Origin of the sequence: Mycobacterium sp. (genome assembly GCF_019247635.1) — a bacterium.
GTDB lineage: Bacteria > Actinomycetota > Actinomycetes > Mycobacteriales > Mycobacteriaceae > Mycobacterium.
In genome coordinates, this window is the sequence record NZ_JAFBAR010000078.1 from 1 (window position 1) to 24172 (window position 24172).

At 66.1% G+C, this 24172-nt stretch carries 20 protein-coding genes; 11 read left to right on the forward strand and 9 right to left on the reverse strand.

All coding sequences use genetic code 11. The annotated features are described in order from the left end of the window. Both JO236_RS11770 and JO236_RS11775 read right to left on the reverse strand, forming a co-directional pair. Window positions 1-2122 (reverse strand): arylsulfatase (locus JO236_RS11770; protein ID WP_293329781.1); only part of this gene is annotated, 2122 nt, incomplete at its 3' end. Window positions 2123-2529: 407 nt separating this feature from the next. Beyond that, window positions 2530-3201, reverse strand: coding sequence for a GAP family protein (locus JO236_RS11775; RefSeq protein ID WP_293329784.1), 672 nt, complete (start codon window positions 3199-3201; stop codon window positions 2530-2532). A 171-nt stretch (window positions 3202-3372) separates the two neighbouring features. Between JO236_RS11775 and JO236_RS11780 the strand changes: the two genes are divergently transcribed. The 7 genes from JO236_RS11780 to JO236_RS11810 all read left to right on the forward strand — a co-directional run bounded on the left by JO236_RS11780 (window position 3373) and on the right by JO236_RS11810 (window position 12581). Continuing rightward, window positions 3373-3840 (forward strand): hypothetical protein, encoded by a 468-nt coding sequence (locus JO236_RS11780; protein WP_293329787.1) that lies wholly within the window; start codon window positions 3373-3375, stop codon window positions 3838-3840. Window positions 3841-3977: 137 nt separating this feature from the next. After that, a complete protein-coding gene (locus JO236_RS11785; RefSeq protein WP_293329790.1) occupies window positions 3978-4148 on the forward strand; it encodes a hypothetical protein in 171 nt (56 codons plus the stop codon). A gap of 44 nt (window positions 4149-4192) precedes the next feature. Then, window positions 4193-4519, forward strand: coding sequence for a hypothetical protein (locus JO236_RS11790; RefSeq protein WP_293329793.1), 327 nt, complete (start codon window positions 4193-4195; stop codon window positions 4517-4519). 195 nt (window positions 4520-4714) lie between these two features. Continuing rightward, complete coding sequence (locus tag JO236_RS11795; RefSeq protein WP_293329796.1) at window positions 4715-8848, forward strand: SpoIIE family protein phosphatase; 4134 nt, start codon at window positions 4715-4717, stop codon at window positions 8846-8848. Further along, window positions 8845-9171 (forward strand): STAS domain-containing protein, encoded by a 327-nt coding sequence (locus JO236_RS11800; RefSeq protein WP_293329799.1) that lies wholly within the window; start codon window positions 8845-8847, stop codon window positions 9169-9171. The genes JO236_RS11795 and JO236_RS11800 overlap by 4 nt, the downstream gene beginning before the upstream one ends. 123 nt (window positions 9172-9294) lie before the next feature. After that, window positions 9295-10137 carry an acyl-CoA thioesterase domain-containing protein gene (locus tag JO236_RS11805; RefSeq protein WP_416362225.1) on the forward strand — a complete coding sequence of 281 codons (843 nt, stop codon included), beginning with the start codon at window positions 9295-9297 and terminating at the stop codon, window positions 10135-10137. A 266-nt stretch (window positions 10138-10403) separates the two neighbouring features. Next, a complete protein-coding gene (locus tag JO236_RS11810; protein ID WP_293329805.1) occupies window positions 10404-12581 on the forward strand; it encodes a glutamine synthetase III in 2178 nt (725 codons plus the stop codon). Between the two features lie 36 nt (window positions 12582-12617). Here the strand turns inward: JO236_RS11810 and JO236_RS11815 are convergent, their stop codons facing one another. Then, the gene (locus JO236_RS11815) at window positions 12618-13709 is read right to left on the reverse strand and encodes a GGDEF domain-containing protein (protein WP_293329808.1); all 1092 of its coding nucleotides are present in this window, start codon (window positions 13707-13709) and stop codon (window positions 12618-12620) included. A 209-nt stretch (window positions 13710-13918) separates the two neighbouring features. Between JO236_RS11815 and JO236_RS11820 the strand changes: the two genes are divergently transcribed. Beyond that, window positions 13919-14812, forward strand: coding sequence for a fructose bisphosphate aldolase (locus tag JO236_RS11820; RefSeq protein ID WP_293329811.1), 894 nt, complete (start codon window positions 13919-13921; stop codon window positions 14810-14812). Between the two features lie 6 nt (window positions 14813-14818). Here the strand turns inward: JO236_RS11820 and JO236_RS11825 are convergent, their stop codons facing one another. From JO236_RS11825 to JO236_RS11840, 4 genes are all read right to left on the reverse strand, one after another. Then, window positions 14819-15874: a DNA topoisomerase IB gene (locus tag JO236_RS11825; RefSeq protein ID WP_293329814.1), complete on the reverse strand. Its 1056-nt coding sequence runs from the start codon at window positions 15872-15874 to the stop codon at window positions 14819-14821. Window positions 15875-16011: 137 nt separating this feature from the next. Beyond that, window positions 16012-16410: a heme-binding protein gene (locus JO236_RS11830; protein ID WP_293329817.1), complete on the reverse strand. Its 399-nt coding sequence runs from the start codon at window positions 16408-16410 to the stop codon at window positions 16012-16014. 272 nt (window positions 16411-16682) lie between these two features. Further along, window positions 16683-17138, reverse strand: coding sequence for a hypothetical protein (locus JO236_RS11835; RefSeq protein WP_293329820.1), 456 nt, complete (start codon window positions 17136-17138; stop codon window positions 16683-16685). A gap of 74 nt (window positions 17139-17212) precedes the next feature. Next, window positions 17213-18340, reverse strand: a complete 1128-nt coding sequence (locus tag JO236_RS11840) for a sensor domain-containing protein (protein WP_293329823.1) — start codon at window positions 18338-18340, stop codon at window positions 17213-17215. A 36-nt stretch (window positions 18341-18376) separates the two neighbouring features. On the opposite strand from JO236_RS11840, the gene JO236_RS11845 reads away from it, so the two are divergent. Then, window positions 18377-19111: a 3'(2'),5'-bisphosphate nucleotidase CysQ gene (locus tag JO236_RS11845; RefSeq protein WP_293329826.1), complete on the forward strand. Its 735-nt coding sequence runs from the start codon at window positions 18377-18379 to the stop codon at window positions 19109-19111. A gap of 79 nt (window positions 19112-19190) precedes the next feature. Next, window positions 19191-20213 carry an LLM class flavin-dependent oxidoreductase gene (locus JO236_RS11850; RefSeq protein WP_293329829.1) on the forward strand — a complete coding sequence of 341 codons (1023 nt, stop codon included), beginning with the start codon at window positions 19191-19193 and terminating at the stop codon, window positions 20211-20213. Between the two features lie 88 nt (window positions 20214-20301). Here JO236_RS11850 and JO236_RS11855 read toward each other — a convergent pair whose 3' ends face one another. Continuing rightward, entirely contained in the window at window positions 20302-21606 is a 1305-nt protein-coding gene (locus JO236_RS11855; protein WP_293329944.1) for a flavin monoamine oxidase family protein, read from the reverse strand. Window positions 21607-21850: 244 nt separating this feature from the next. Between JO236_RS11855 and JO236_RS11860 the strand changes: the two genes are divergently transcribed. Beyond that, window positions 21851-22819 carry an alpha/beta fold hydrolase gene (locus tag JO236_RS11860; protein WP_293329832.1) on the forward strand — a complete coding sequence of 323 codons (969 nt, stop codon included), beginning with the start codon at window positions 21851-21853 and terminating at the stop codon, window positions 22817-22819. Here the strand turns inward: JO236_RS11860 and JO236_RS11865 are convergent. Next, window positions 22814-24160: a flavin monoamine oxidase family protein gene (locus JO236_RS11865; RefSeq protein ID WP_293329835.1), complete on the reverse strand. Its 1347-nt coding sequence runs from the start codon at window positions 24158-24160 to the stop codon at window positions 22814-22816. The two genes, JO236_RS11860 and JO236_RS11865, sit on opposite strands and share 6 nt — an antisense overlap. Window positions 24161-24172: the final 12 nt, after the last annotated feature.

Genomic DNA, 24172 nt, shown 5'->3' on the forward strand with positions numbered 1-24172 from the left:
GCCCTGCACCCACGGATGCGCCGTCGTAATACAGGGTGACGTCGCCGCCTTTGGCCAATCCGCCGCCATCGTAGGCGAATTCCATGCGCACCTGGTGCTCACCGGCGGGGATGGGCTGGTCGGCGGTGACCATGTAGTGGTGGATACCGAAGAAGTTGTAGCAATACTTCAGCCGGCCATGGTGGGTGTATAGAGTCCAGCCTCCGGCGCTGCCGCCTTGGGTGATGATGACACCGTGGGCTCCAGATTCCGGAATCACCAGGTTCGCGGTCACCGCGTGCGACTTGTTTTTCAGGGTGAGCACGCAATTCTCGCCGACGCGCATGCCCGCGAACAGGAGCTGGCTGTTGCCGCGGATTAGCTGCGGGCGACCGGCTAAATCGGGATTCAGTCGTTCAACGGAGCGATCATCCAGCGGCACGACGTTGTATTTGACGGCCTCAATCAGCCAGAGGCGCTGCAACTCGGCGAGTTTCTCGGGCATCTCGGCGGCAAGGTCGTGAGCCTGGGTCCAGTCCTCCGGGCCGTACAGCTCCCAGACGTCCTGGTCAAAGGGTGGCGGCGTGTCCCATTTCCACGGAGTGCGATGTTTGGTGACCGCGGTCCAACCCTGCTGGTAGATGCCCCGGTTGCCCATGATCTCGAAGTACTGCACATCGTGGGTTTCGGGCGCATCGACGTCACACAACGTCGCCAGCATGCTGATCCCTTCGAACGGTGCCTGCTGTATACCGTTGACGGAGTCGGGGGCGGGCAGTCTGGCCGCCTCCAACAACGTCGGGGCAACATCGATGACATGGTGAAACTGGTTGCGGGACTTGCCTTTATCGGCAATGCCGCTGGGCCAGTGCACGATGGCGCCGTTGCGGGTGCCGCCCCAATGCGAGGCGACCTGCTTAGTCCACTGATACGGGGTACATAGCGCATGCGCCCACCCGACCGCGTAGTGGTTATACGCCCGCGGGGTGCCGAAGTCGTCGATCTTGCTCAGCAGAAACTCGGTGGTCTCGATGCCGGGCATGCCGTTAAGTGAGCACATCTCGTTGAAGCAGCCGATGAGCGTGCCCTCGGCCGAGGCGCCGTTGTCACCGATGATGTAGTAGATCAGCGTGTCGTCAAGCACTGCCAGGTCTTGGATCGCGTCGATGACACGCCCGATTTCGTGGTCGGTCTGCTCGAGGAAGCCGGCGTAAATCTCCATCTGGCGGGCCAGCACCGGCTTGAGCTCGTCCGGCATGTCGTCCCAGGCGGGAATCTCGTCGTGGCGCGCGGTCAGTTCGGCGTGCTCAGGGATGACCCCGAGCTGCTTTTGCTTGGTGAAGATCTGCTCCCGCAGCACATCCCAACCCGCATCGAACTTGCCCTTGTACTTGTTGGACCACACGCCCGGCACGTGGTGCGGTGCGTGGGTGGCGCCGGGGGCAAAGTACATGAAGAACGGCTTATCCGGGGTGAGCGCCTTCTGCTGCCGCACCCAGGTGATAGCGCGGTCGGCCAAGTCCGCGGTGAGCGTATAGCCCTGCTCGGGTGTCTTCGGGGGCTCCACTGCGGTGGTGCCCTCGTATAGGCCGGGGTAATACTGGTTGGCCTCGCCGCCGATGAAGCCATAGAAGTACTCGAACCCAGAACCGGTGGGCCACTGATCGAACGGCCCCACCGGCGAGACTTCCCAGACCGGCACCTCGTGGCATTTGCCGAATTGGGCCGTCGAATAGCCGTTTAGCCGCAGGGTTTCGGCGATCGGTGCCTTGTCCTTGGGCCGGATACTGCTGTTTCCCGGCGCTGAGGTAGCGATCTCGGTGATTCCACCCATGCCGACCGAGTGGTGGTTGCGGCCAGTCAACAAGGCCTGGCGGGTGGGCGAGCACAGGGCGGTGGTGTGGAAGCGGTTGAGCTTCAGCCCGCCCGCGGCCAGCCGTTCGGCAATAGGCGTGTCGCATGGGCCGCCGAAGGCTGACGAGGCGCCGAAGCCGACGTCGTCGATCAGCACGATCAAGACGTTCGGGGCACCCTGTGGCGGACGAAGCATCGTGATCGGCGGATACTTCGTGTTCGGATCCTTCGCGTCGTAGGTCGTCAAACCGACATGCTTGTGATCCGGGATGGGTAGCGTTTGGCGCATAACGGGGTCCGGCTGATCGGTATCACCTCTCGATCGATCGGCTCGCGCCTTCGCTCCGACACGCGCCTCGCCGGCGCCAGAAGTTGTCGACATCGCGATCACCATCACCTTCCTAATCAATTGCGGCCGTTGATAATACGCTGTGCAGACTGCTTAAGATATGTTTTTGCCCAAACGCTCAGCGACGCCGAAGTGGCGACCCCATCAGCCTCGCCTTGCTGACGGTGGAGGCGCCGTTCATGCCGCCCGGCGGAGCGGCATATAAAGCAGATTCGACGGACGCCGATCGACCGGGTGCCACGTGCACCAAGCTGCGCGGCTATGGCACTCGCCGCGGCGACAACCCAGCGCCGCGCGGTCCGTTCGATACGTTGGATGGTGTGCGCGAAGGCGATCGGCACAGGTTGTTACAAAGCGTGAATTCCGTTGTAAAGCACCATTAAACCGATGACGACCAGGATTGCCGCCATCAACGCGGCGTTGTTTTTCTCCATCCAGTCTTTGAGTCGGACCATGGCATCGTCGAGACGGTGACCGGCAACCGCATAGGCCACTATCGGGATGGCGACTGTTGACGCGGCGATGGCGACGAAGAACGCCGCGGATATCCAGTCACCGGCGACGCCCAGGCCGCTGGCGCCGATTGCCAATCCGGCCGGAACGCAAATGAGAAGTACGTCGGGCCGCATCACCACCAGCGCGGCTGCTGTTATCGCCGCGCGCGCCGGGGTGATCGTCGCGAACGAGCGCATCCAGCCCGGCGACTCGGTCTGGCCATGCCGGGTCAGCCACCGAAAGATGCCGAACAGGATGAGCGCCACCCCCAGGGCCACGCGTAACCACGAAGCCCAGGTTGGCGGCGACTTGTGCAGACCGCCGAGCAGTCCGGAAGCCCCGACACAGAGCGCCGTCAGACCGGCCAGGCCCAGTAACCAGCCAGCGAGGAAAGCAAGGCCGCTCGGCCGCGGCCGCGCCGCCTGCAAGACCAGCACCGCTGGGATGACCGTGATCGGTGAGAGTGCGATGACCAAGCCGAGCGGAATGAGTCCGGTTAGGACAGGGCCCCAGCTTCCTGCCATGGGCAGCACTCTAGCGTGCCGCAGGGCGGCGCGATCATGCCTAGCAGCGTGCCGCTGCGATGGCGAACGAAGGCCGGGAATCGAGCCGGAGCCCCGGGCGCAGTGTGAACCCGCCAGGTTAATCCGCGCAGCACGACCAGCCTTGGGTAGACGAAGCAAGGTGGCGGCAATTTGAAGTCAGCAATAGTGAGCGCCGCGGTCACCGTTGGGCCGATCGCCATCGCCATCGCCACGCCCGCGCCGGCCGACCCCGCCGGCGCGCTGACTGTCGAGGTATTGAAGTACGTCACCCCCGAGTTCGGGGTGCGGTTGGCCGACCTGGTCAACGGGGCGCCCCCCTTCGACATGGACATCAAGGCGCCGCCCGACAACGAAAGAGACATGGACGGCGGGCAAGTCTCCCATTTCTATGTGGCGACACCCCGCAGCCAACCCTCCACCGCCTCGGCCGTTTACGACGTCGAACAGAACGGGCGGTTGCTCGGCAAGTTTCGGATCGACCTGAAACTCGGCTGGGGAGGCAACCCGAACAACCTCGAAGTGAGCTGCGATGAGCAGGATTCACCCATCGATTGCTACGCGTTCGAAGACCCATTTATCGTGCGGGTGTATCCCAAGGACCCAGCGCGCAGCGAGTAGGTGGATGGATCTTGTCGGACAAGCCTTGACTTGTGACCGGTGCCGCCTGGCGCGAGCCGTTGGCCGACGCATGGTTTGACCAGGGACGAAGCGGGTATTTGTCCGCCATCGTGGCGAGTAGAGGAACGGGGGAACTGATGACAATTGAGCACGGACATGCGCGGTGCCCGCGATGCATGGCGTGGGCGGAGTATCGGTTCCTGGACCACGGTGACAACAAGCTTGAGTATGAGGTGCAATGTGGCGCCTGCGGCAACATCCACTCCGAGGTAAATGTCCTCGCGACTCCCAACGCGGCTGCGGCGTAGTGGATTTCAGCCGCGCCAGACGGGAAGCTCGTGTCATCGAGCACATGCAGAGCGAGAACGTCCAGCAGTGGGACCGGACGATGGCGACGTTCAGCCACCCCCGCTACGAACTTCCCGACGGCAGCGTGATCGACGGCGCCCAGGACGTGATGCAGTACTGGATCGACGGCCGCACACTGGTCCCCGACCAGCGCAACGAACTCATCGAGCTCACTCATCTTGACGACGGCCAGGTCCAGATCGAGTTCTGGCTGCGCGGCACCCCGACGACGGGCAATCCGTTCGAGGTGCGCCTGTGGGCCGTGTTCGGCTTCGACGACGCCGACTTGATCACCGGCGAACGCGTCTACGCCCAGGCCCCCAGGGCGTAACAGATCACCGCCGAGTCCACTCCGTTGGCAGCACGGCGGCCGCAGGGCGGGCTCGGTTGAGTCTTCTGCCCTATCGAGGCCCGGTATAGGCTGCAGAAACGCATTGAGCAGCCAGTGCCCGGCGTTTGCCGCGAAACCTCTTGAAGCAACGATGGTGACCACCAAGCAGCCGTTCCTGGGACTGATCAGAGAGGGATGCCAGTGGTCTTCCGTGCAGACCAGGAGATCGGACGCGATCTAACCGCGGTCGACTGGTCGTCCACTCCGCTGGGCCCGGTCGCCGGCTGGCCACAAAGTCTTCGGACGGCCATAAATATCCTGCTGTCCTCGCAGTTTTCGATGTGGCTGGGGTGGGGCCCGGAGCTGACCTTCTTCTGCAACGCCGCCTACCGCCGCGACACGCTGGGCCGCAAATATCCCTGGGCACTGGGCCGTCCGGCGCGCGAGGTGTGGGCGGAGATATGGACCGACATTGGCCCGCGGCTCGACCACGTCCTGTCGACAGGGGAGGCAACCTGGGACGAGGCCTTGCTGCTCATCCTCGAGCGCTCTGGCTACCCCGAGGAGACCTATCACACCTTCTCCTACAGCCCACTGCGCGACGAGGCCGCGCAGGTGGTCGGCATGCTCTGCGTGGTCAGCGAGGACACCGATCGGGTGATCGCGGAGCGTCGCATGGCCACGCTGCGAGACCTGGGCTCCGATCCCAGCGTCGTGCGCACCGAGCAGCAGATGCTGGACTTCGCCGCCGAACAGCTCGGTGGCAATCCCTACGACCTTCCCTTCACGCTGACCTACCTCTTCGGTGACAACGGAGACGCGCAGCTGGCCGGCCTCAGTGGAATCGCCTACGGGCACCCTGCGGCTCCGGAGACACTTCCGAGCGCCGGCACCTCGATATGGCCGGTCGACAAACCCGCGCAAGGAAAAGCCGAACTCGTCGAACTCGATGGCGGTTCCTTCGACCTCCCCGTGGGCGCCTGGCCCGAGCCGCCCACCGGGGCGCTCGTGGTCCCGCTGTTGCAGCGCGGTGGCGCGCCAGTCGGATTCCTGGTCGCGGCGCTGAACCGGTACCGCCCGTTCGACGACGGCTACCGAGGCTTCGTCGAACTCCTGGCCGGGCATATCGCCGCAGGCGTAGCCAGCGCGCGCAGCTACCGCGCCCAGCAGCAGCGTGCCGAGGAGCTGGCCGAACTTGACCGGGGAAAGACCACGTTCTTCTCCAACATCAGCCACGAGTTCCGGACGCCGCTCACCTTGATCCTCGGACCGCTCGACGACTTGCGCGGCCAGACGAGCGGGATCGACGAGCACGCGCGCCATGAACTGGAGCTCATCCACCGCAACGGCTTGCGGCTGGCCAAGCTGGTCAACACGCTGCTCGACTTCTCGCGCATCGAGGCAGGCCGCATGCGGGCCCGCTTCGAGCCCGTCGACCTGGCCTCCGTCACCGCCGAACTGGCCAGCGTCTTCCGTTCGGCGATCGATCAGGCAGGGCTGGCGTTGGTCGTGGACTGCCCACCCCTCGACGAACCGGTGTACGTGGACCGCGAGATGTGGGAGAAGGTCGTGCTCAACCTGCTCTCCAATGCGTTGAAGTTCACCGTCGACGGCTCCATCGCCGTCCAGGTGGGCCGCCAGGACACCGAGGCGGTAGTCACCGTGACCGACACCGGTATCGGTGTGCCGGCCTCGGAGTTGCCCAAGCTCTTCGAGCGTTTCCACCGCATCGAAAACGCGCGCGCACGGTCTACTGAGGGCAGCGGAATCGGGCTGGCGTTGGTCAAAGAACTGGTCGGGCTGCATGGGGGCACGATCACCGTCGATAGCCGGGAGGGCGCCGGCTCGACTTTCACCATCCGCCTGCCCTTCGGGGCCGGGCATCTGCCGACCGATGAATTGGCCCCATCGCCGGGCGCCGGGGCGGTACCCGGCGCGATCGCCGAACCGTATGTGCAGGAGGCCTTGCGCTGGCTGCCCACCGACAACATCTCCGCGTCGCCCGGGCCGACCACGCCAACGACGACCGCCCCGCCGGCCGGGAGCGACGGTGAGCGGGCACGCGTGTTAATCGCCGACGACAACGCCGATATGCGCGAATACCTCACCAACCTGCTGCGGACTTCAGGCTATGCGGTTACTGGCGCCAGCAACGGCCAGCTGGCGCTGGAAGCCATCCGCTCCCAAGTGCCCGACCTGGTCATCAGTGACGTCATGATGCCCAGGCTGGACGGTCTGCAACTGCTCGCCGCGCTGCGGGGCGACCCGCGGACCGCGGCGCTACCCGTGCTGTTGCTGTCCGCGCGCGCCGGACAGGAGGACTCCATCGAAGGCTTGCTGGCAGGCGCCGACGACTACCTCGTCAAACCCTTCGTCGCCGCGGAGCTGCTGGCAAGGGTGCGCGCCAACATCGAGCTGGCCCGGCTGCGCAACTATCACGCTCGCTGGCGCACGGCCCTGGTGGACTCGCTGCAGGAAGCGTTCTTCGTCTGCGACGAACACGGTGCCGTCATCGAGATCAACACCGCATTCACCGATATCCTCGGCTACGGCCCCGAACAACTGCCGTACGAGCCCATCCACCCGTGGTGGCCGGACGCCGACACCGAGCCCGAATCCCGGCGGCAAGTCGAGACGGCCTTCGCGCGCATGCTGAGCGAAACGCACGGCACATTCACCGTTCCGGTAACCCACCGAGAGGGGCACCTGCTGTGGATCACGGTCAACTTCAACCATGCTGAGGACCCCGAATCGGGCCGCCGGATCATGGTCGGCACCTTCCGCAACGTCACCGCCGAGCATTACGCTGTTCAGGGCCAGACGGCATTGGCCGAGCTCAATCAGCAACTGGCTCAAGCAGATACGCTGAACGACGCATTGCACGGCGCCGCCGAGGTGTTGCGCCGGGTGTGGCAGGCCCGCCACGTTCTGGCGGTGACGTTCGTTAGCGACTCGCCGCGCGAACGCGCGCCGGACGTGGTGTGTGCCGGCGAGCCGACCGAATGGACCGACCTGTCGCCGCGTCGCCGGCACGCGATCGATGCGCTGCGCGACGCCGATCTGCTGAGCGTCAGCACCGCGGAAGCCGGCGTCGCCGGAATAGCGTTGCGGCATCCGCGCGGTGTGCTGGTCGTCTGGATCGAGTTGCCCGAACAACGTCCATTCACCCGGGAGGACGACACCCTGCTCACGGTGCTGGCTGGGCGCCTCGGGCAAGGCCTGCACCGCATCTACCAGTTGGATGAGCAACGCGAAACCGCTGTGGCGCTGCAGCATGCGATGCTTGGCCCGGCGACCCTGCCCGGGGGCTTCGTGGTGCGCTACCACCCGGCGAGTCACCCGTTGCAGGTCGGCGGCGATTGGTATGACGTCGTCGATCTGGGCGACGGGCGGGTGGCGCTTACCGTCGGCGATTGCGTCGGTCACGGCCTGTCCGCCGCCACCGTGATGGGTCAGCTGCGCAGCGCATGCCGCGCCCTGCTGCTCGAGCGGTCCAGCCCCAGCGGCGCACTCGCGGCGCTGGACCGCTTTGCCGCGCGCCTGCCCGGCGCGCGCTGCAGCACCGCGTTCTGCGCGGTGCTCACCCTCGAGACCGGCGAACTGGTCTACTCCAGCGCAGGCCATCCGCCGCCCATCATCGTGTTCGCCGACGGTGCCACCGTGATGCTAGAAGGTGGGCACGGACTTCCCCTGGGTCTGCGGACGGTACGGGACCGACCCGAGGCCAGCATCTTTATGCCGGCGCGCGCGACGTTGTTGCTCTACACCGACGGTCTGGTTGAACGCCGCGGCAGTTCGATCGACGATGGCATAACCCGCGCCGCCGACCTCGTTCAGGACGGTCGTTCGCAGGCGCTGGACGAGGTGGCAGACCATCTCATGTCGCAGCTGGAGCCCGGCGGCGGCTACCTGGACGACGTGGCCATGCTCCTCTACCGCCAGCCCGCACCGTTGGCGTTGGAATTCGTTGCCGACGCCAACCACCTCGCCGGGAGCCGTGCCGCGTTGCGCGGTTGGCTGACCCGTGCGGGGGTCGAGCGCGATCAGATTCAAGACGTGCTCACCGCCGCCGGCGAGGCCGTTGCCAACGCGATCGAACACGGCCACCGCGAGCGACCCGAGGGCACTATCTCCTTGCGTGCCACCGCAATCGTCGACCGCCTGCAGGTGACCGTCGCCGACACCGGCGCCTGGCAGGTGCCGCGCAAGGTCGTCGGCACCAGTCGCGGGCGGGGTATCTCGCTGATGCGCGTCCTGATGGACGAGTGCAGCATTTACTCCAGCGAGATCGGCACCACCGTTCAGATGCACGCGAGGATCACGCCATGACCACACCGCTCAACCTGACCACCGATCGCGGCGCCGACGGAACGCCGCGGGTCATCGCCGCCGGGGAGATCGATCTCAGCAACATCGGTGTGTTCACCCGGGCGCTTGCTGACGCCAGCGGGGGCACCCGCGGACCGATCACCGTCGACCTCAGCGCGGTCAAGTACGTCGACAGCGCGGGCATCAACGCGCTTTTCGACAAGGCCGACGAGGTCGACCATCTGCATGTCATCGTTCACCCGTTGCTGATCCGGGTCCTCACGATCAGCGGTCTGTCCGATATCGCGACCGTCGAGGCCGCGACCGCAGACGGACGGGACTAGTCGTAGCCCGGCGAGAACGCCGCGCAGGTGGCGCGAGGATCCCCGAGGACGGCGTGGGATCGTTGACGGCGTGGTGATTGCTACCGAACTTGTGGCCTGCGTCAGGATGATCGCCGGCGTTGAATGGGCGGCTGCGGAGTGACCCAGCCCAGCGCCGTGCCCGATGAATCGTCGGCATCGCTGCCGTACCTGCTGCGTGACGACGAAAACCGTTATGTGCCAACCGTTAGCGCGCGCGGAGGCTGGGGCCCGTCGGTGTCCGGCCACGTCGTTGGCGGTCTGTTGGGCTGGGCGGTCGAACGCGCGGTGGGCGACCCGCAACTGCAACCGGCGCGGCTGACGGTCGACCTTCCGCGGCCGACCACCCTCGAACCCGTCGAGGTGCACACCCGGATCCGGCACGACCGACGCCGATTGCGCCTCGTCGAGGCCGTGCTCGTGCAGCATGGCAGTCCCGTCGCGCAGGCTAGCGCGCTGTTCCTGCGACGCGGCCCACAGCCCGACGGACACGCGTGGTCGCCATCGCTGCAGATGCCGCCGCTGCCGACCGACGGCACCCACCCCTCGCTTTTCATCCGGACCTATGGCTGGGGTTCGGGGGTCCAGAATCCCGACCCCGACTGGCCACACGCTTCCGGGCGGAAATTCACCTGGTTGCACGAAACACGCCCGTTGATCGACGGCGAACCGTTCACCGCCTTCACCCGCGCGGCGATGGCGGCCGATATCACGGCCTCGATCGCCAACTGGGGCACCCGGGGGTTGCAGTTCATCAACGTCGACTACACCCTCACGCTGAGCAGGCTGCCCGAGGATCCCCAGATCGGGTTGGCCTCACTGACTCACCACAGCGACGACGGCGTCGCCACCGGCTCGGCCACGCTCGTCGACCAACGAGGACCGATAGGCACCGCGGTGTCGAGCGCGATCGCGCACTCCGGATTCCGTCCAGTACCGAATACATGAGCGGGACGTTCTGGACGCTGATCACCGAAGCGGCGCAGCGTGATTCGGTACGGCCCCGCTGGCCGACGAGTACGGCCGGAGCCTGACCGCGCGCGAGCTGCACGACGCCGCGTCCGCGACGGCCGCCGCGTTTGCCGAACGCGGGATGCTGACCCACGTTCGCAACCGTTGCAGCGCTTCTTTTGACGCGCGCGTAACAAGTTTGCCATCGAACGTTCCTAGGGTGAGTCGGTCCATCTTGGACTTACACAGTGATAGGAACTCAATTGAGCGGAAACGCGGCCCGCCTGCAGGCGATCAACAACGTCGAGGCATATGTACCCCCAGCCATCAGTTTCGTAGCGGGTGAAGCCCCCGGCGAGATCTTCGGCTCCAACGTCTTCACCAAGGCCGAGATGCAGGCCCGACTGCCCAAGGCGGTCTATAAGTCCGTCGTGGCGACCATCGAGAAGGGCGCCAAGCTTGACACCGCCGTCGCCGACGCGGTCGCGGCGGCCATGAAGGACTGGGCGCTGGAGAAGGGCGCCACCCACTACGCGCACGTGTTCTACCCGATGACGGGCTTGACCGCGGAGAAGCACGACAGCTTTTTGGAACCCATCTCCGACGGGCAGACGCTCGCCGAGTTCGCCGGCAAGACACTCATCCAGGGCGAGCCCGATGCCTCCAGCTTCCCGTCCGGCGGCCTGCGGAGCACCTTCGAGGCGCGCGGCTACACCGGCTGGGATGTCACCAGCCCGGCCTACATTCTGGAGAACCCGAACGGCAACACCCTTTGTATCCCAACGGTTTTCGTCTCGATGACTGGCGAGGCGCTGGACTACAAGACGCCGCTGCTGCGTAGCCAGCAGGCGATGGGCGTGCACGCCGAGCGCATCCTGAAGTTGTTCGGTCACAAGGACCCCGAGAAGGTTGTCTCGTTCTGCGGTCCGGAGCAGGAGTACTTCCTGGTCGACCGGCACTTCTTCCTGGCGCGGCCCGACCTGGTCAACGCCGGCCGCACGGTATTCGGCGCCAAGCCGCCCAAGGGGCAGGAGTTCGACGACCACTACTTCGGCGCGGTGCCCGAGCGTGTCCTGGGCTTCATGATGGACACCGAGCGGGAGCTGTTCAAGCTCGGTATTCCGGCCAAGACCAGGCACAACGAGGTGGCCCCGGGCCAATTCGAGGTTGCGCCCATGTTCGAGCGGGCCAACCTCGCCTCCGACCACCAGCAGCTGCTGATGACGGTGTTCAAGACGCTGGCCAAGAAGCACGGCATGGAATGCCTGTTCCACGAGAAGCCCTTCGCCGGTGTCAACGGCTCGGGCAAGCACGTGAACTTCTCCGTGGGCAACGCCGAGCTGGGCTCGCTGCTGGTCCCGGGTGACACCCCGCACGAGAACGCACAGTTCCTGGTGTTCTGTGCCGCAGTGATCCGCGCCGTGCACAAGTTCAGTGGGCTGCTTCGGGTTTCGGTCGCCTCGGCCACCAATGACCACCGGTTGGGCGCCAACGAGGCACCCCCGGCGATCATCTCGATCTTCCTCGGCGAGCAGCTCGCCGACGTCTTCGAGCAGATCGCCAAGGGCGCGGCCACGTCGTCAAAAGGTAAGGGCACCATGATCATCGGTGTCGACACACTGCCCCCGTTGCCCACCGACCCTGGTGACCGCAACCGCACCAGCCCGTTCGCGTTCACCGGCAACCGATTCGAGTTCCGTGCGCCCGGCTCCGGGCAGACGGTTGCGGTGCCGATGATCGTCTTGAACACGATCATGGCCGACTCCTTCGACTACATGGCCACGATCCTGGAGAGCGCGGTGGACGACGGCGAGGACTTCGACGTGGCGGTGCAGAAACTGCTTACCGAGGTCATCACCGAACACGGCGCGGTGGTGTTCAACGGCGACGGGTATTCGGAAAATTGGCAGATCGAGGCGGCCGAACGGGGCCTGCCCAACCTCAAGACGACGCTGGATGCCATCCCGGAGCTGATCAAGCCGGACGCGGTCGAGGTCTTCGAGAAGTATGGGGTGTTCACCGAACGCGAACTGCACAGTCGTTACGAGGTCCGCGTGGAGCAGTACGCGCTGACCATCGCGGTCGAGGCGAAGCTGACGCTGGAGATAGGCACCACGGTCATCCTGCCGGCCGCGGTGCGCTACCAGACTGAGCTCGCGCAGAACGTCGCCACCTTAAGGGCGGCGGGTGTGGAGCCCAGTCTGTCAGTGCTGGAAGCGGTTTCGGCGCCGCTCACCGATCTGACCGCGGCGCTGTCGACGCTGAAGGCGGCGCTGTCCGATCACTCGGCGACGTCGGCGCTCGAGGAGGCGATCCACGCCCAGCAGGCGCTGCTGCCGGCGATGGAGGCGGTGCGTGCCGCGGTAGACGTGCTGGAAAGCGTTGTCGCCGACGACCTGTGGCCGCTGCCCACCTATCAGGAGATGCTGTACATCCTCTGAGGGATCCCGACCCCACGTCCGGCGATCCGTGGCAACTCAGCCGCGCTGGTCGTGGTCGCAGAGGCCCTGGTGGTGGGATTGGTTGCCGCCGTTGCGTTTCGCGTGGTACATGGCCGCGTCGGCGGCGCCGATCAGATGATCGAGCAGGGCCCGGTAGGTGTGCTCGGCGCGGCCGTCCATTGCCGCGCATACGGTTCCGACGCTGGCGGTAATCCGCGCGGGCAGCATGGCGATCGAGTCGCAGATCTGCCGGGCGAGCGCGGGCGGATGGTGCGGTGACTGGACCGTGTCGGCGATCAAGAATTCCTCGCCACCGCTGCGCGCGATCACCGCGCTGTGCGCGGTGGCCGCCCGCAGCGCGTTGGCGACCTCAATCAACGCCTGATCACCCGCGGGGTGGCCGTATTTGTCGTTGAGCATCTTGAAGCGGTCGAGGTCGACCAACGCCACCAACAGATAGGTGTCGGGACGCCGACTCAACAGCAGACCGAGAGTCTTGTGGTGAAACGCGCGCCTATTGAGCAAGCCGGTGAGGGGGTCAAGGTCGGCATTGACAAGATCGTCACCCAACGCGCGGACCAGAATCTGGATCGCCAGCGGCATCGAGATGTTGATCTGCAGGACCAACCACAGATCCACGCCCGCCAGGCTGAGGTGTCCGGCGTGCGCAAGCCGTACGGCTTGGAAGATGGCCACCGCGGTAGCTACGACGAAGTTGATCAGCACCAACGGCGCCGGGAGGAAGAAGGCTACGTAAGCCCCCGAAGTGGCAAAGGCAATGCAGCCCAACAGGGCGGCCAACGGATTGGGGTACGCGGCGCAGGCCAACGCGATCGCGGCGATGGTCACCACGCCGTATGCCGTCGACTGTGCCCGGTTCGGCCAGCGCCATGCCCACAGCGCCGTTCCGAGCACCCCACCGCCGACCGCGATCCAGGTCATGGTGACCGCGACGGGGTGCACGGGACCGTCGGACGGGGATCCCAGCAGTGCGAGCAGACAGAGGACCATCGCACCGGTGACGAATCCCATCAGCGCCCGCGTCGCCGTGATCATGCCGTGCGCTTGGAGGTAACCACTGAACCATTCGTAGTGGTCGGCTGATCGCTGCCACCGCTTCGTCCGCACCCTGTGCCGCTCCCTGCCCCGTACGTTTCCACGCATCATCCACCAATCTGGACATCCCGCGGCGCAAATGGACCAAACACTCGACCGATGACCAGTAGTCGTACTCATACGCGCGGTTGCGCGGGCACACGTTCGGCCTGAACAACGGCCGAATATGATCGACACTCGTCGGGCCTGATGCGGCGACCGCGAAAGATGGGGAGAGTTTCATGCCGAACGAGAAGCAAGCGGACCGAATGACCTCGGGCAAGGGATTCATCGCGGCCCTGGACCAGAGCGGCGGATCGACACCAAAAGCCTTGCGCCTGTATGGAATCGAGGACAGTGCATACTCCTCGGAGGAGGAGATGTTCGATCTCATCCACCAGATGCGATCGCGGATCATCACCTCCCCGGTGTTCAACGGCGACCGGGTGCTGGCGGCGATCCTGTTCGAGCAGACCATGGACCGCGAAATCGCGGGGCTGCCGTCGACCACCTACCTCTGGGAGACCAAGGGTGTGGTGCCCATCCTCAAGATCGACAAGGGCCTGGCCGAGGCGTCCAACGATGTGCAGCTGATGAAGCCGATCCCGGGCCTCGATGAGTTGCTGGACCGGGCCGTCGGCAAGGGGGTCTTCGGTACCAAGGAGCGCTCGGTCATCGGCGGGGCCAACGCCGACGGCATCGCCGCGGTGGTCGCCCAGCAGTTCGAGTTGGCCCATCAGGTCCTTGCGCACGGCCTGGTGCCCATCATCGAACCCGAGGTCACCATCTCGATTCCCAACAAGGCGCAGGCCGAGGACATCCTCCGCGACGAAATCACCAAACAGCTCGAGACGGTGCCCGAGGGGCAACGGGTGATGCTGAAGCTGACGCTGCCCAGCCAGGCCAACCACTACAGTCCCTTCGTCGAGCACCCGAAGGTGATGCGGGTGGTTGCCCTCTCGGGCGGCTACTCGCGCGAAGAGGCCGACGAGTTGCTGGCTGAGAACACCGGGGTGATCGCCAGCTTCAGCCGCGCGCTCACCGAGGGTCTATCGGCGGAGCAGTCCGACGAGCAGTTCAACGCCACACTGGACAAGTCGATCCAGTCGATCTACGACGCGTCGATCGCCGGCTGAGCAGTCTCACGCACTCTTGGCTAACGCCGGGGGTCCAGAAGCGCTGTCGTCCTTGGCCACTCGCCGAATCAGCATGCGGGTAGCCTTCTCCAGAATTTCCTGCGCCGCTCCAGCTCGGCGCGCACGCTCGGAGCGGCGCACGGCTTTGGTGATCGTCAGCCCATGCTCGTAACCGATGACCACGCGCGGATCCACGTAGGAGCCACGTGCCACGGCGGGCGTGTTGCCCAGCGACTCGGCGACTTGCCGCATCACCGCCGCCTCGACACGCTTGGTCACCCTTTGTGATACGGGCGGGTCGGCATCGGCGAATGCCACGGCGGCCAGGACCGTCCCATGCCAGGTTCGCAGATCCTTCACGGTGTATTCGGCGCCGACAAGCTCCTTGAATCGGGCGTTGAGATCGTCGGCCTTGACGTCTGCCCAACCGGATGCGTTGCGGCACACGAGGAGACGCTCGGTGCGTGCGGTACGACGCATCAGCGCGCGCACGGCGCGTACCACCTCGGGGTCCTCGATCTCCAGGGTGCGGCGCACACCGCTCTTGGCGGGGTAGTCGAATTCGACGGCGTCGCGGTGCACGGTCACGTGCTCACACAGCAGGGTGGCGATCCCGTAGGACTCGTTCTCCTCGGCGTACTGCTCACCGCCGGCCCGGAAGTAGCCCTGGTCAAGCAGGTGCAGCGCCAATGCCAGCACCCGGTCACGGGTCAGACCCCGCCGGGTCAGATCCGTCACAACTTGGCCACGCCACGCGGGTAAGCGCTTGGACATTTCCAGGACGCGGTCGAACTTCTCCTCGGCCCGCTCCTGCTGCCAGGCCTGGTGGTACAGATACTGGCGACGGCCGGCCGCGTCGGTGCCCACGGCCTGGATGTGGCCGTTGGGGTACGGCGCGATCCATACCTTCTTCCATGCCGGGGGAATCACCAGGTCCTTGATCCGCTGCAAAGTATCCGGATCGTCCAGCAGGTCACCCGTCGGCCCGTAATACGCAAACCCCTTACCCCGGCGCTTGCGGGCGATGCCGGGCCCGCTCAACACGCTACGACGTAGCCGCATTTAGATCTCCCGTCCCGTATGGCTGACTGGAAATTACCCGCGCCGCGGGCGGTTCACACCGCGCACTGAGAAGAATGAATTCGCTGTAGACGCAAAACGGCCCGCCACACCGTTGTGGCGGGCCGTTGCTGACTGGATCAGCCGGCCATGAACTCGTGGTAGGCCGATTCCAGATTTGCCGGCAGCGCCGACACATTGCATTGACGTTCGGTGTCACCGATCGGCGCCAAAATGCCGCGCAGGTCGTAGTACTCCTGCGGGTGCGCGGTGAAATAACTGCGCAGGCTGGCCGCCGCTTCCGCGCGCGGCTGGCCGTAGGCGGCGGTGACCACCTGGTTGGCGCCCGGGTGACCGGCCAGATACGCCTGGGCCGAGGTCTCCGCCGACGTGACCGTGGCGTTCACGCCATCGGGGCTGCAGTCGGGTGCCGCTGCGGCCAGCGGGGCGCTGACGACGCCCATGGCCATACCCCCGAGGACGCAGGCTGCGCCGAAGCCGGCTGCGTGCCGGCGCGCGACGATACTACTGATTTTCATGATCAGTTTGTCCTTCGAATTGATCAGCTTGATCCGAATTGATGGGCGCAACTTCTCAACCCCCGAAACCCAAAGTAGCCGAAGCGAATGGACCGATCCGTGGTCGTTCGCTCTCGACGAACGGCCGCGTGACGCGTTATCGCCACACGCGTCACAATTCGCTAAGCCAACATTCAGATCGGCGAGGAAACGCTGAGAACTCTCAGAAATACGGCCCACTTCTTAGGGGATCGTGATCTCGATCGTGACAAAATTGTGATCGTGTGGTGCCGTTATCCGCGTCGATTTCGTGCTCGCCGCGGGCCGGCCTGTGCCTCGTCCATCCATTCGTGTTCGACCCGACCGATTTCAAGCGACAGCAACACCACGGTTGCGTTGTCGCAGTTGACGTCCTGCGCGGTACGGAATTGTGCGCCTGCGTCGCTGCTGGACAGGTGCGGACGCAGGCCTTCGAACCACTCGTCGCCCACCGCGTTCGGCGGATCGCCATCGCGCGGTCCGGCCGCCCACTGCCGGTAGCTGTCGCGGGCACCGGCCAGGCCGGCCCGCCACCGCTGCACCGTGTCGGCACGTTGTTGTTGCACGGTGGCGAGCAGCTGGTGCCTGTGCTCGTTGTTTGCCGCCATGCCCGGGTAGTACATCTGGGCGATCGACCTTGCGGCGCCCACCATGCCCACGGCTGACGCGCCAACAACCGTGCCGAGGATGCCCATCATCGCTGCACTCATGCTCCGAGTATCTCCGAGCGGTCGCCAAAGCGCGGACGCCAGGGCAAGGCTCTAGTTTGTCGGCGAGGGAGACGTCAGGCGGGGATCTTGCCGAGAATGTATTTGGCGATCGCGACGGCGGTTTGCTTCGGACGATCGGTGCTGTCCTGCGAGCCGACGTAGGTCACGTCCAAGTCAAAGATGACGTTGGATCTGGTACCCATCGCCCGGACCGAGCGCCGCGACTGTATCCCCTGGGTTTTGCGCCCCAAGGTGGTGATTCCGTCGCCGGCATCGGTGGGAACGCCCACCGTAAACGTCAACGCCTGCCCGGAAGGAAACGTCACCTTCAGGTCCGTGCCTCCACATTGCTGCCATCCCGCCAGCAGGTTCGACAGTTGCTGTTGGGCTGCCGCCGCGTCGCGCAACGCCGCGACTCCCTGGATGACTTGGATCGCGTTGTCGGGCTCGGACGGGTCGGAAAACGACGAGGCATAGAAACCGAACAGCGCTTCGACGTTGTAGGCGTCCGGGCTGCCCGGCACGACGCTTCCCCAGCACTCCGCACGGTCGATGGTGCCTTCCTTGTCGTATCTGACGAGGTGGTCCCGGGTTTCGCCGGTCGTCAGGCTTCGATCGCCCGTGATGCGCCTGACCTCGTCGATGCCGGGCAACAGCTTGGCCAAATCGCCGGCCGACACCGTGGGCGGTGCGGCGGTGCCGGCTGCGGGAGGCGTTGCGGTCCTGCCGGCGCCGGTGACGTCCACCGTGGTCCACATGATGAGCCCCACCGCCGCGACGGTGATTACTACATACGAGAGCGCCATTCCGGCCACCGCGCGGCCGCGGCCCCGTTGGCCGCTACGGCGGATCTGCGCCAGGCCCAGATGTCCCAGGACGGCCCCCGCGGGCGCGAACAACAACGCGAACAGCAGCGACAGCGTCGCCAGCGTGTTCACCGGCGGCAGATGCCGCGGCGGGGGAGGCGCGCCGAACGAATCGTCGGCCGGATAATCGACGACGTGATCGCTGGCCGGATATTCAAGGATCGGGTCGTCACCAAACCCGTCGTCACCAAACCCGTTGTTACCCAACCTGTCGTTACCAAACATGTTGTGCCCGAACGGATCCTGGGGGTAGGTCATGGCGGTGGCCCCCGTTCGCATGTTGACGTTCGCCACAGTCGAATATACGGTTACCCATAACCCTATAAATCCGGTCAAGACTACCAACTTATCCGAGTTATTGAGGGACCGTGTATGGATGACCACACACTGGCCGCCCAGCTGGCCGCCGAGGCAGGTCGGCTGCTGCTGCGGGTCCGGGAGGAATTCGCCGGAGCCACCGCTGGCGAGCGAAAAGCCGCAGGCGACAAGCAATCCCACGACTTCTTGATGGAGGCGCTGGCCGGTCAGCGGCCCGCCGATGCGGTGCTGTCGGAGGAGGGCGCCGACGATCCGGTGCGATTGCGCTCCGAGCGGGTGTGGATCGTCGACCCGCTCGACGGCACGCGGGAGTTCTCCGAACTGGAGCGGCAGGACTGGGCTGTGCACGTGGCCCTGTGGAGTGCGGGTGAGCTCGTTGCCGGGGCCGTGGCGCTGCCGGCTCAGGGGATCACCCTGGCGACGCCGCGGGTTGACTCGCCGCCGGACCCGCCCGGCAAGCCGCGCGTCGTCGTATCCAGAACCCGCCCGCCCGCCATCGCGCTGGAGGTCCGCGACGCGCTGGGGGGCACCCTGGTAGAGATGGGTTCCGCCGGAGCCAAGGTGGCGTCGATCGTCCAGGGCCGGTCCGACGTGTACGTGCACGCCGGAGGCCAATTCGAATGGGACTCGGCCGCCCCGGTCGCGGTGGCCCGCGCGGCGGGCCTGCACACTTCCCGCATCGACGGCTCCGCGTTGGCCTACAACCAGCCGGACCCGAAGCTGCCTGATCTGGTGGTCTGTCGTCCCGAGCTCGTCGACGCGGTGCTCGCCGTTACGCGTGCGAGTTGAACCCGCAGCGATTGCCGGGCGGAAAGTGGCACCCTCGTAGCGTACGTGGAACGAAATTTAGGTCATCTAGGAGTCGCCGTTGTTTACCATTCGGTTCGACATGCGCGCCCCGGCGTTTGGGGCCGCCCCGGCTGAGCTGTACGCGGCCGTCCCCGAGATGTGCGCGTGGGCGGAGGGTCGCGGCTGCCTGGCCGCTGTGTTGTGCGAGCACCACGGGTCCGAGGACGGCTACCTGCCCGCGCCGCTGATGCTGGCCCCCGCGATCGCCGCCCGCACCCAGCACCTGTCGTTGAGCCTGATCCTGATCCTGCCGTTCTACGATCCGATCCGGTTGGCCGAGGACATGGCCGTCCTCGACATCCTCAGCAAGGGGCGCGCGTCGTATGTCCTGGCGCTGGGGTACCGGCCCGAAGAGTACGAGCTTTTCGGCCTGTCGCTGCGCGATCGCGGGCGTATTGCCGACGAGAAGCTCAGCTTGTTGCGCCGACTGCTGGCGGGCGAAACTGTCGATCACGATGGCCGGCAGATCGCGGTGACGCCCAGACCCCTGACGCCAGCCGGGCCGGGTTTGATGTGGGGCGGCGGCACACTGGCGGCGGCCCGGCGGGCGGGCAGATACGGCCTGAGCCTGTTGGGGAACGCCAACCTTCCCGGCATGCGCGAGGCGTATGAGGACGCCTGTCACAGGCACGGCCACGCGCCCGGCGCGACTTTCCTGCCCAGCCGCGATCATCCCTCGGTCTGCTTCGTCGCAGAGGATGTCGACCAGGCCTGGTCGGAGCTGGGCGAGCACCTCCTGCACGACGCACGAACCTACGCAGCGTGGAATCCGGGAGACCAGACGACGGCGGGTTTCAGTCATGTCGACACCGTGGAGGAGCTGCGCGAGGCAGGGGCGTCGCACGTGATTATCTCTGTGCCGGAAGCGATTTCGCGTGTCCGTGCCGGCCAGTCGCTGGCCCTGTCGCCGTTGTGCGGCGGGTTGCCACCCGAGATCGCGTGGCCGTACCTCAAGCGCGTCGGTGAGGTCGTGGTGCCCGAGGCCCGTAAGTCGGGGTCCGGCGAGGCGCTCGACCCTCTGCTGTTGGACCGCAAGGCCTGATCGTGGCCGGAGCCAGCGCGACCGAGATGTACTACGACCCGTTCGATTTCGATATCGACGACGACCCGTACGGCGAAGCTTCCGGTGTTCACCGGCTAGGGCCGCCCAGTCGCTGCATCAGCTGGTTGGCTGCGTATTGACCGCTGCGCAGGGCGCCGTGCACGGTGGAAGGGTTGTCGACACCGACGGCCTCACCGGCCAGGTAGAGCCGGTCGCTGATGGGTTCCTGCAGCCGGCGTCGGTCGTCGAGGCCCGAACCGACCGCGTGAAACGAGTAGCTGCCGCGCGCGTAGGGGTCGGTGGTCCAACTCGACGTTCGGATCTCGACCGGCGTGGTGTCGTCGCCGAAAAGTTGGCGGGCGAAGGGCGCCGCGCTGGCCAACAGATCACCGGGAGCGGATGACTCCGCCGATCGGCCGCGCTCACCGGCGTTGAAAGCCAACACAATTGGCCCCGCGGCGCTAGGCAGGGTGAACCATTGCGCCCACTTCCCCGATTCGGGGCCCAAGTATTCATAGAAGGCGTTCTCCTGCTTCCAGGTTCGCCGGCTGAACCGAAAGTAGCTTTTGGACAGCACACCGAAGCCCAGGGCTTGCACGGCCTGCAGATGCCCGTCGGGAAGCACCGGATCGAAGGTGATCGCCCCGGATTTAAGCACCCCGAGCGGCACCGTCACGATCGCTGCGGAACCCTCGAAGGACCGGTCGCCGGCTCGCACGGTGACGGATTTGTCCTTGCGCTGCACGGCCGTGACGGGCGCACTCAGCACGATTTGCAGCCCGTTGGCGAGTAGCTTTGGTAGCGCGTCGTAGCCGCTGGTGATGGCGACCTGATCGCCACCGCTATACGTTCCCAGGTCAAATGTCTTGGCGGAGAGCTGGTTTGCGTCGGCGGCGTATTCGTCTTCGATCTCGGTGCTGACATAGAAGGCCAACTGGGCGCGCTCGGATTCGGAGAGTTCTTCGCTGCTGGCCGCCGCGTTGACGGCGTCACCCAGGCTGCCGCCGTCGACCTGGTCGCGGGCCCGGTCGACGAATGTTCTCCAAGTCTTCTGGTGGTAGTCCAGCGGACGTAGTTGGGGATCGACGGTGATCTGCGCGGGCGTGTAGTAGTCGGTCGGAACGAGCTGGGCCTGTGCCTTTTGCGCCAGCTCGTTGAGCGGATTGTCCTTGTCGCCGTGGATCCAGGAGGCGCCCATTTCCAGCGGGCAGCCCCAGTCGCGGGTCGTGTAGATCCGGCCCCCGATGCGGTCGCGGGCTTCGATCAACCGCACCGGCCATCCCGCATCGGCAAGGCGGCGCGCGGCCGCCAGGCCCGCCATGCCGGCGCCGACGACGAGGACCGCCTTGGTGTCCGATGCCGGTGGTTGGTCTCGGGCGCAGCCGGTGGCCATGCCGGTTGCCAGTGTGCTTGCCGTTGCCGCCAGGAATTCCCGACGCGACACCCGGGGCAGCCGGGACAGCCGATACACCCGAGACACCCGGCCAGCGTCTCACATCTGGGCGGGGCCGAAGCCGCAGTTGGCGGGCATTTTCTGGGCGACGCGTCCGCCAAACCCGCCTGGCCGGTCGTTACGTTCGGGTAAACTCGCCGGTATCCAGGAGGCGGCAATGCGGCCGTATTCGAGGGGAACAGCGATGAGTACTCGGAAGTCCACCCGCGGCAGCGCGGTGAGCCAATTGCCCGATCTCCCTGCGCCGGCTCGCACTCTTTCCGTCCGCGCTTGCGACGGCACACCGCTGAACACCCAGGTTTTCGGTCCGCCCGATGGCTATCCGATCGTGTTGACGCATGGTTTTGTCTGCGCGATCCGGGCCTGGGCATACCAGATTGCCGAGCTGGCCACCGACTACCGGGTGATCGCGTTCGACCATCGCGGGCACGGGCAAAGCGGCATTCCGCGGCGCGGCAACTATAGCCTCAAATACCTTGCGTCCGATCTGGATTGCGTGCTGGATGCGACGTTGGCCCCGCACGAGCGCGCGGTGCTGGTCGGGCATTCCATGGGCGGCATAACCATCGCGGCCTGGTCGGTGCGCTACCGCCACAAGGTGCACCGGCGCGCCGACGCTGTGGCGCTGCTCAACACCACCACCGGGGACCTGGTGCGGAAGGTGAGACTGCTGTCGGTGCCGCGGGAGTTGTCACCGGCCCGAGTTTTGGTCGGCCGAGGCCTGATCAACACGTTCGGCGGATTCCCCGTCCCAGGTGCCGTCCGGTTCCCGGCCAGCCTCCTGGTCGCGATGATGGCGGTCGGCGCCGGGTCCGACCCGAGCGCGGCGAGGCTGGTCTACGAGTTGTTCGCGCAGACGTCGCCGGCCGGGCGCGGGGGCTGCGCAAGGATGCTCGTCGAGGAAATGGGCACCCGGCACCTCAACCTGGACGGTCTCACGGTGCCGACCCTGGTGATCGGCAGCGAGCGAGACCGGCTGACGCCGATCAGCCAGTCGCGCCGGATCGCCCGCATCGCGCCCAACGTCGTCGGCCTCGTCGAACTGCCCGGCGGCCATTGCTCGATGTTGGAGCGCCACCACGAGGTGAATCGCGAGCTGCGCGCACTCGCCGAGTCCGTCGCCCCGGCGCACCTCCAGCGGATCAGCTCATAGCAGCGCGGCGACTTCGGCCGCGGCCCGCCGCCCGGACCTGACGGCGCCATCCAGAAATCCGGTCCATTCGTCTGCGGTCTCGGTGCCGGCCCAGTGAATCGGCCCGAGCGACTTGCGTAACCATGGCCCGTATCGCGTCCAGGACCCCGGGGGTACCGCGGCGGTCGGGCCGCCCGGCGCGAATTCCTCTGTACCCCAACGATGGTCAACATAGTCGACGGGGTGCAGTGCTTCGTCGCCGAACAACGCCGCGAAGCAGCGCAACGCATCGCGCCGACGGTGTTCGGCGGGTAGTGAGTCGAACGCGCGGGCGTCGACGAACCCCAGCAGGATGCCGGGTCCATCGGCGCGCGGGCTGACGTCGAAGGTGATGAACACCGGTCCCTGGTCCGACAGGGCCTGGCCCGAGAACCCCTTGGCCCGCCAGAACGGCGTGGAATAGCCGGCGTAGGCCTTGCTGAGCCGTCCCTGCGGCCAATGCTCGGCGAGCTCCGAGTACACCGGCGGCAGCGGGGGATCGAACTGGATGGCAGCCCGGTGGGCCGGGGGGATGGCGACGATGACGAAACCGGCCTTGACCCGGCCCCGGTCGTACGCGACCGTCACACCGGCGCCGTGCCGCTCGATGCGTCGGACCGTGGCGTCGAGCACCACCCGTGCGCCCAGTTCGGCGGCCACCGCATCGGCGATCTGCTGTGTGCCACCAGGGAACCGGTCTTGCTGGGCGCCGTTGTCCACGTCCAGCAAGCGGTCCAGGCCACCGGCCGCGCGCACATAGCGGACGGCGTGCAGCATCGACACCTCGTCGGGCTCGCACCCCCAGGTGACCCGGGCCATGATCGCCATCAACTGGCGCGACGAAGCGGTCGCACGCACCGCACGCAACCACCCGTCGAGCGAAACGCCGTCGAGTTCGCCTGCGCGCCGCGCGTTCCACGGGTCGGCCAGCGGAACGGCGCGGCCGATTCTCGCCAACTGCCAGCGCAACCGGGCGATGTCGAGCAGGCCGATCAGCGAAAGCCTGGGAATGGTGCCGCTGTAGGAGCGCGTCTCACCGCGCCACCGGATTACGTTCTTGCCGTCGTTGTGGGTCGGGGCGGTCGGAATCTTCAGCTCTGCGGCCAAGGCCAGCACGGCGTCTTGGCTGGGACCGACGAACGAGGCACCCATATCCACGGGCAAACCAACGAGGTCGCCGGTGAATGAGCGTCCCCCGACCCTGCCGCGGCCCTCCAAGACCAACACGTCGTGGCCCTGCCGGGTCAACTCGCGGGCCGCGGCCAGGCCGGCGAAGCCGGCGCCCACCACGACAACGTCGACGGTCCTCGCTGGGTTTGTCACGCCCCCTAGTCA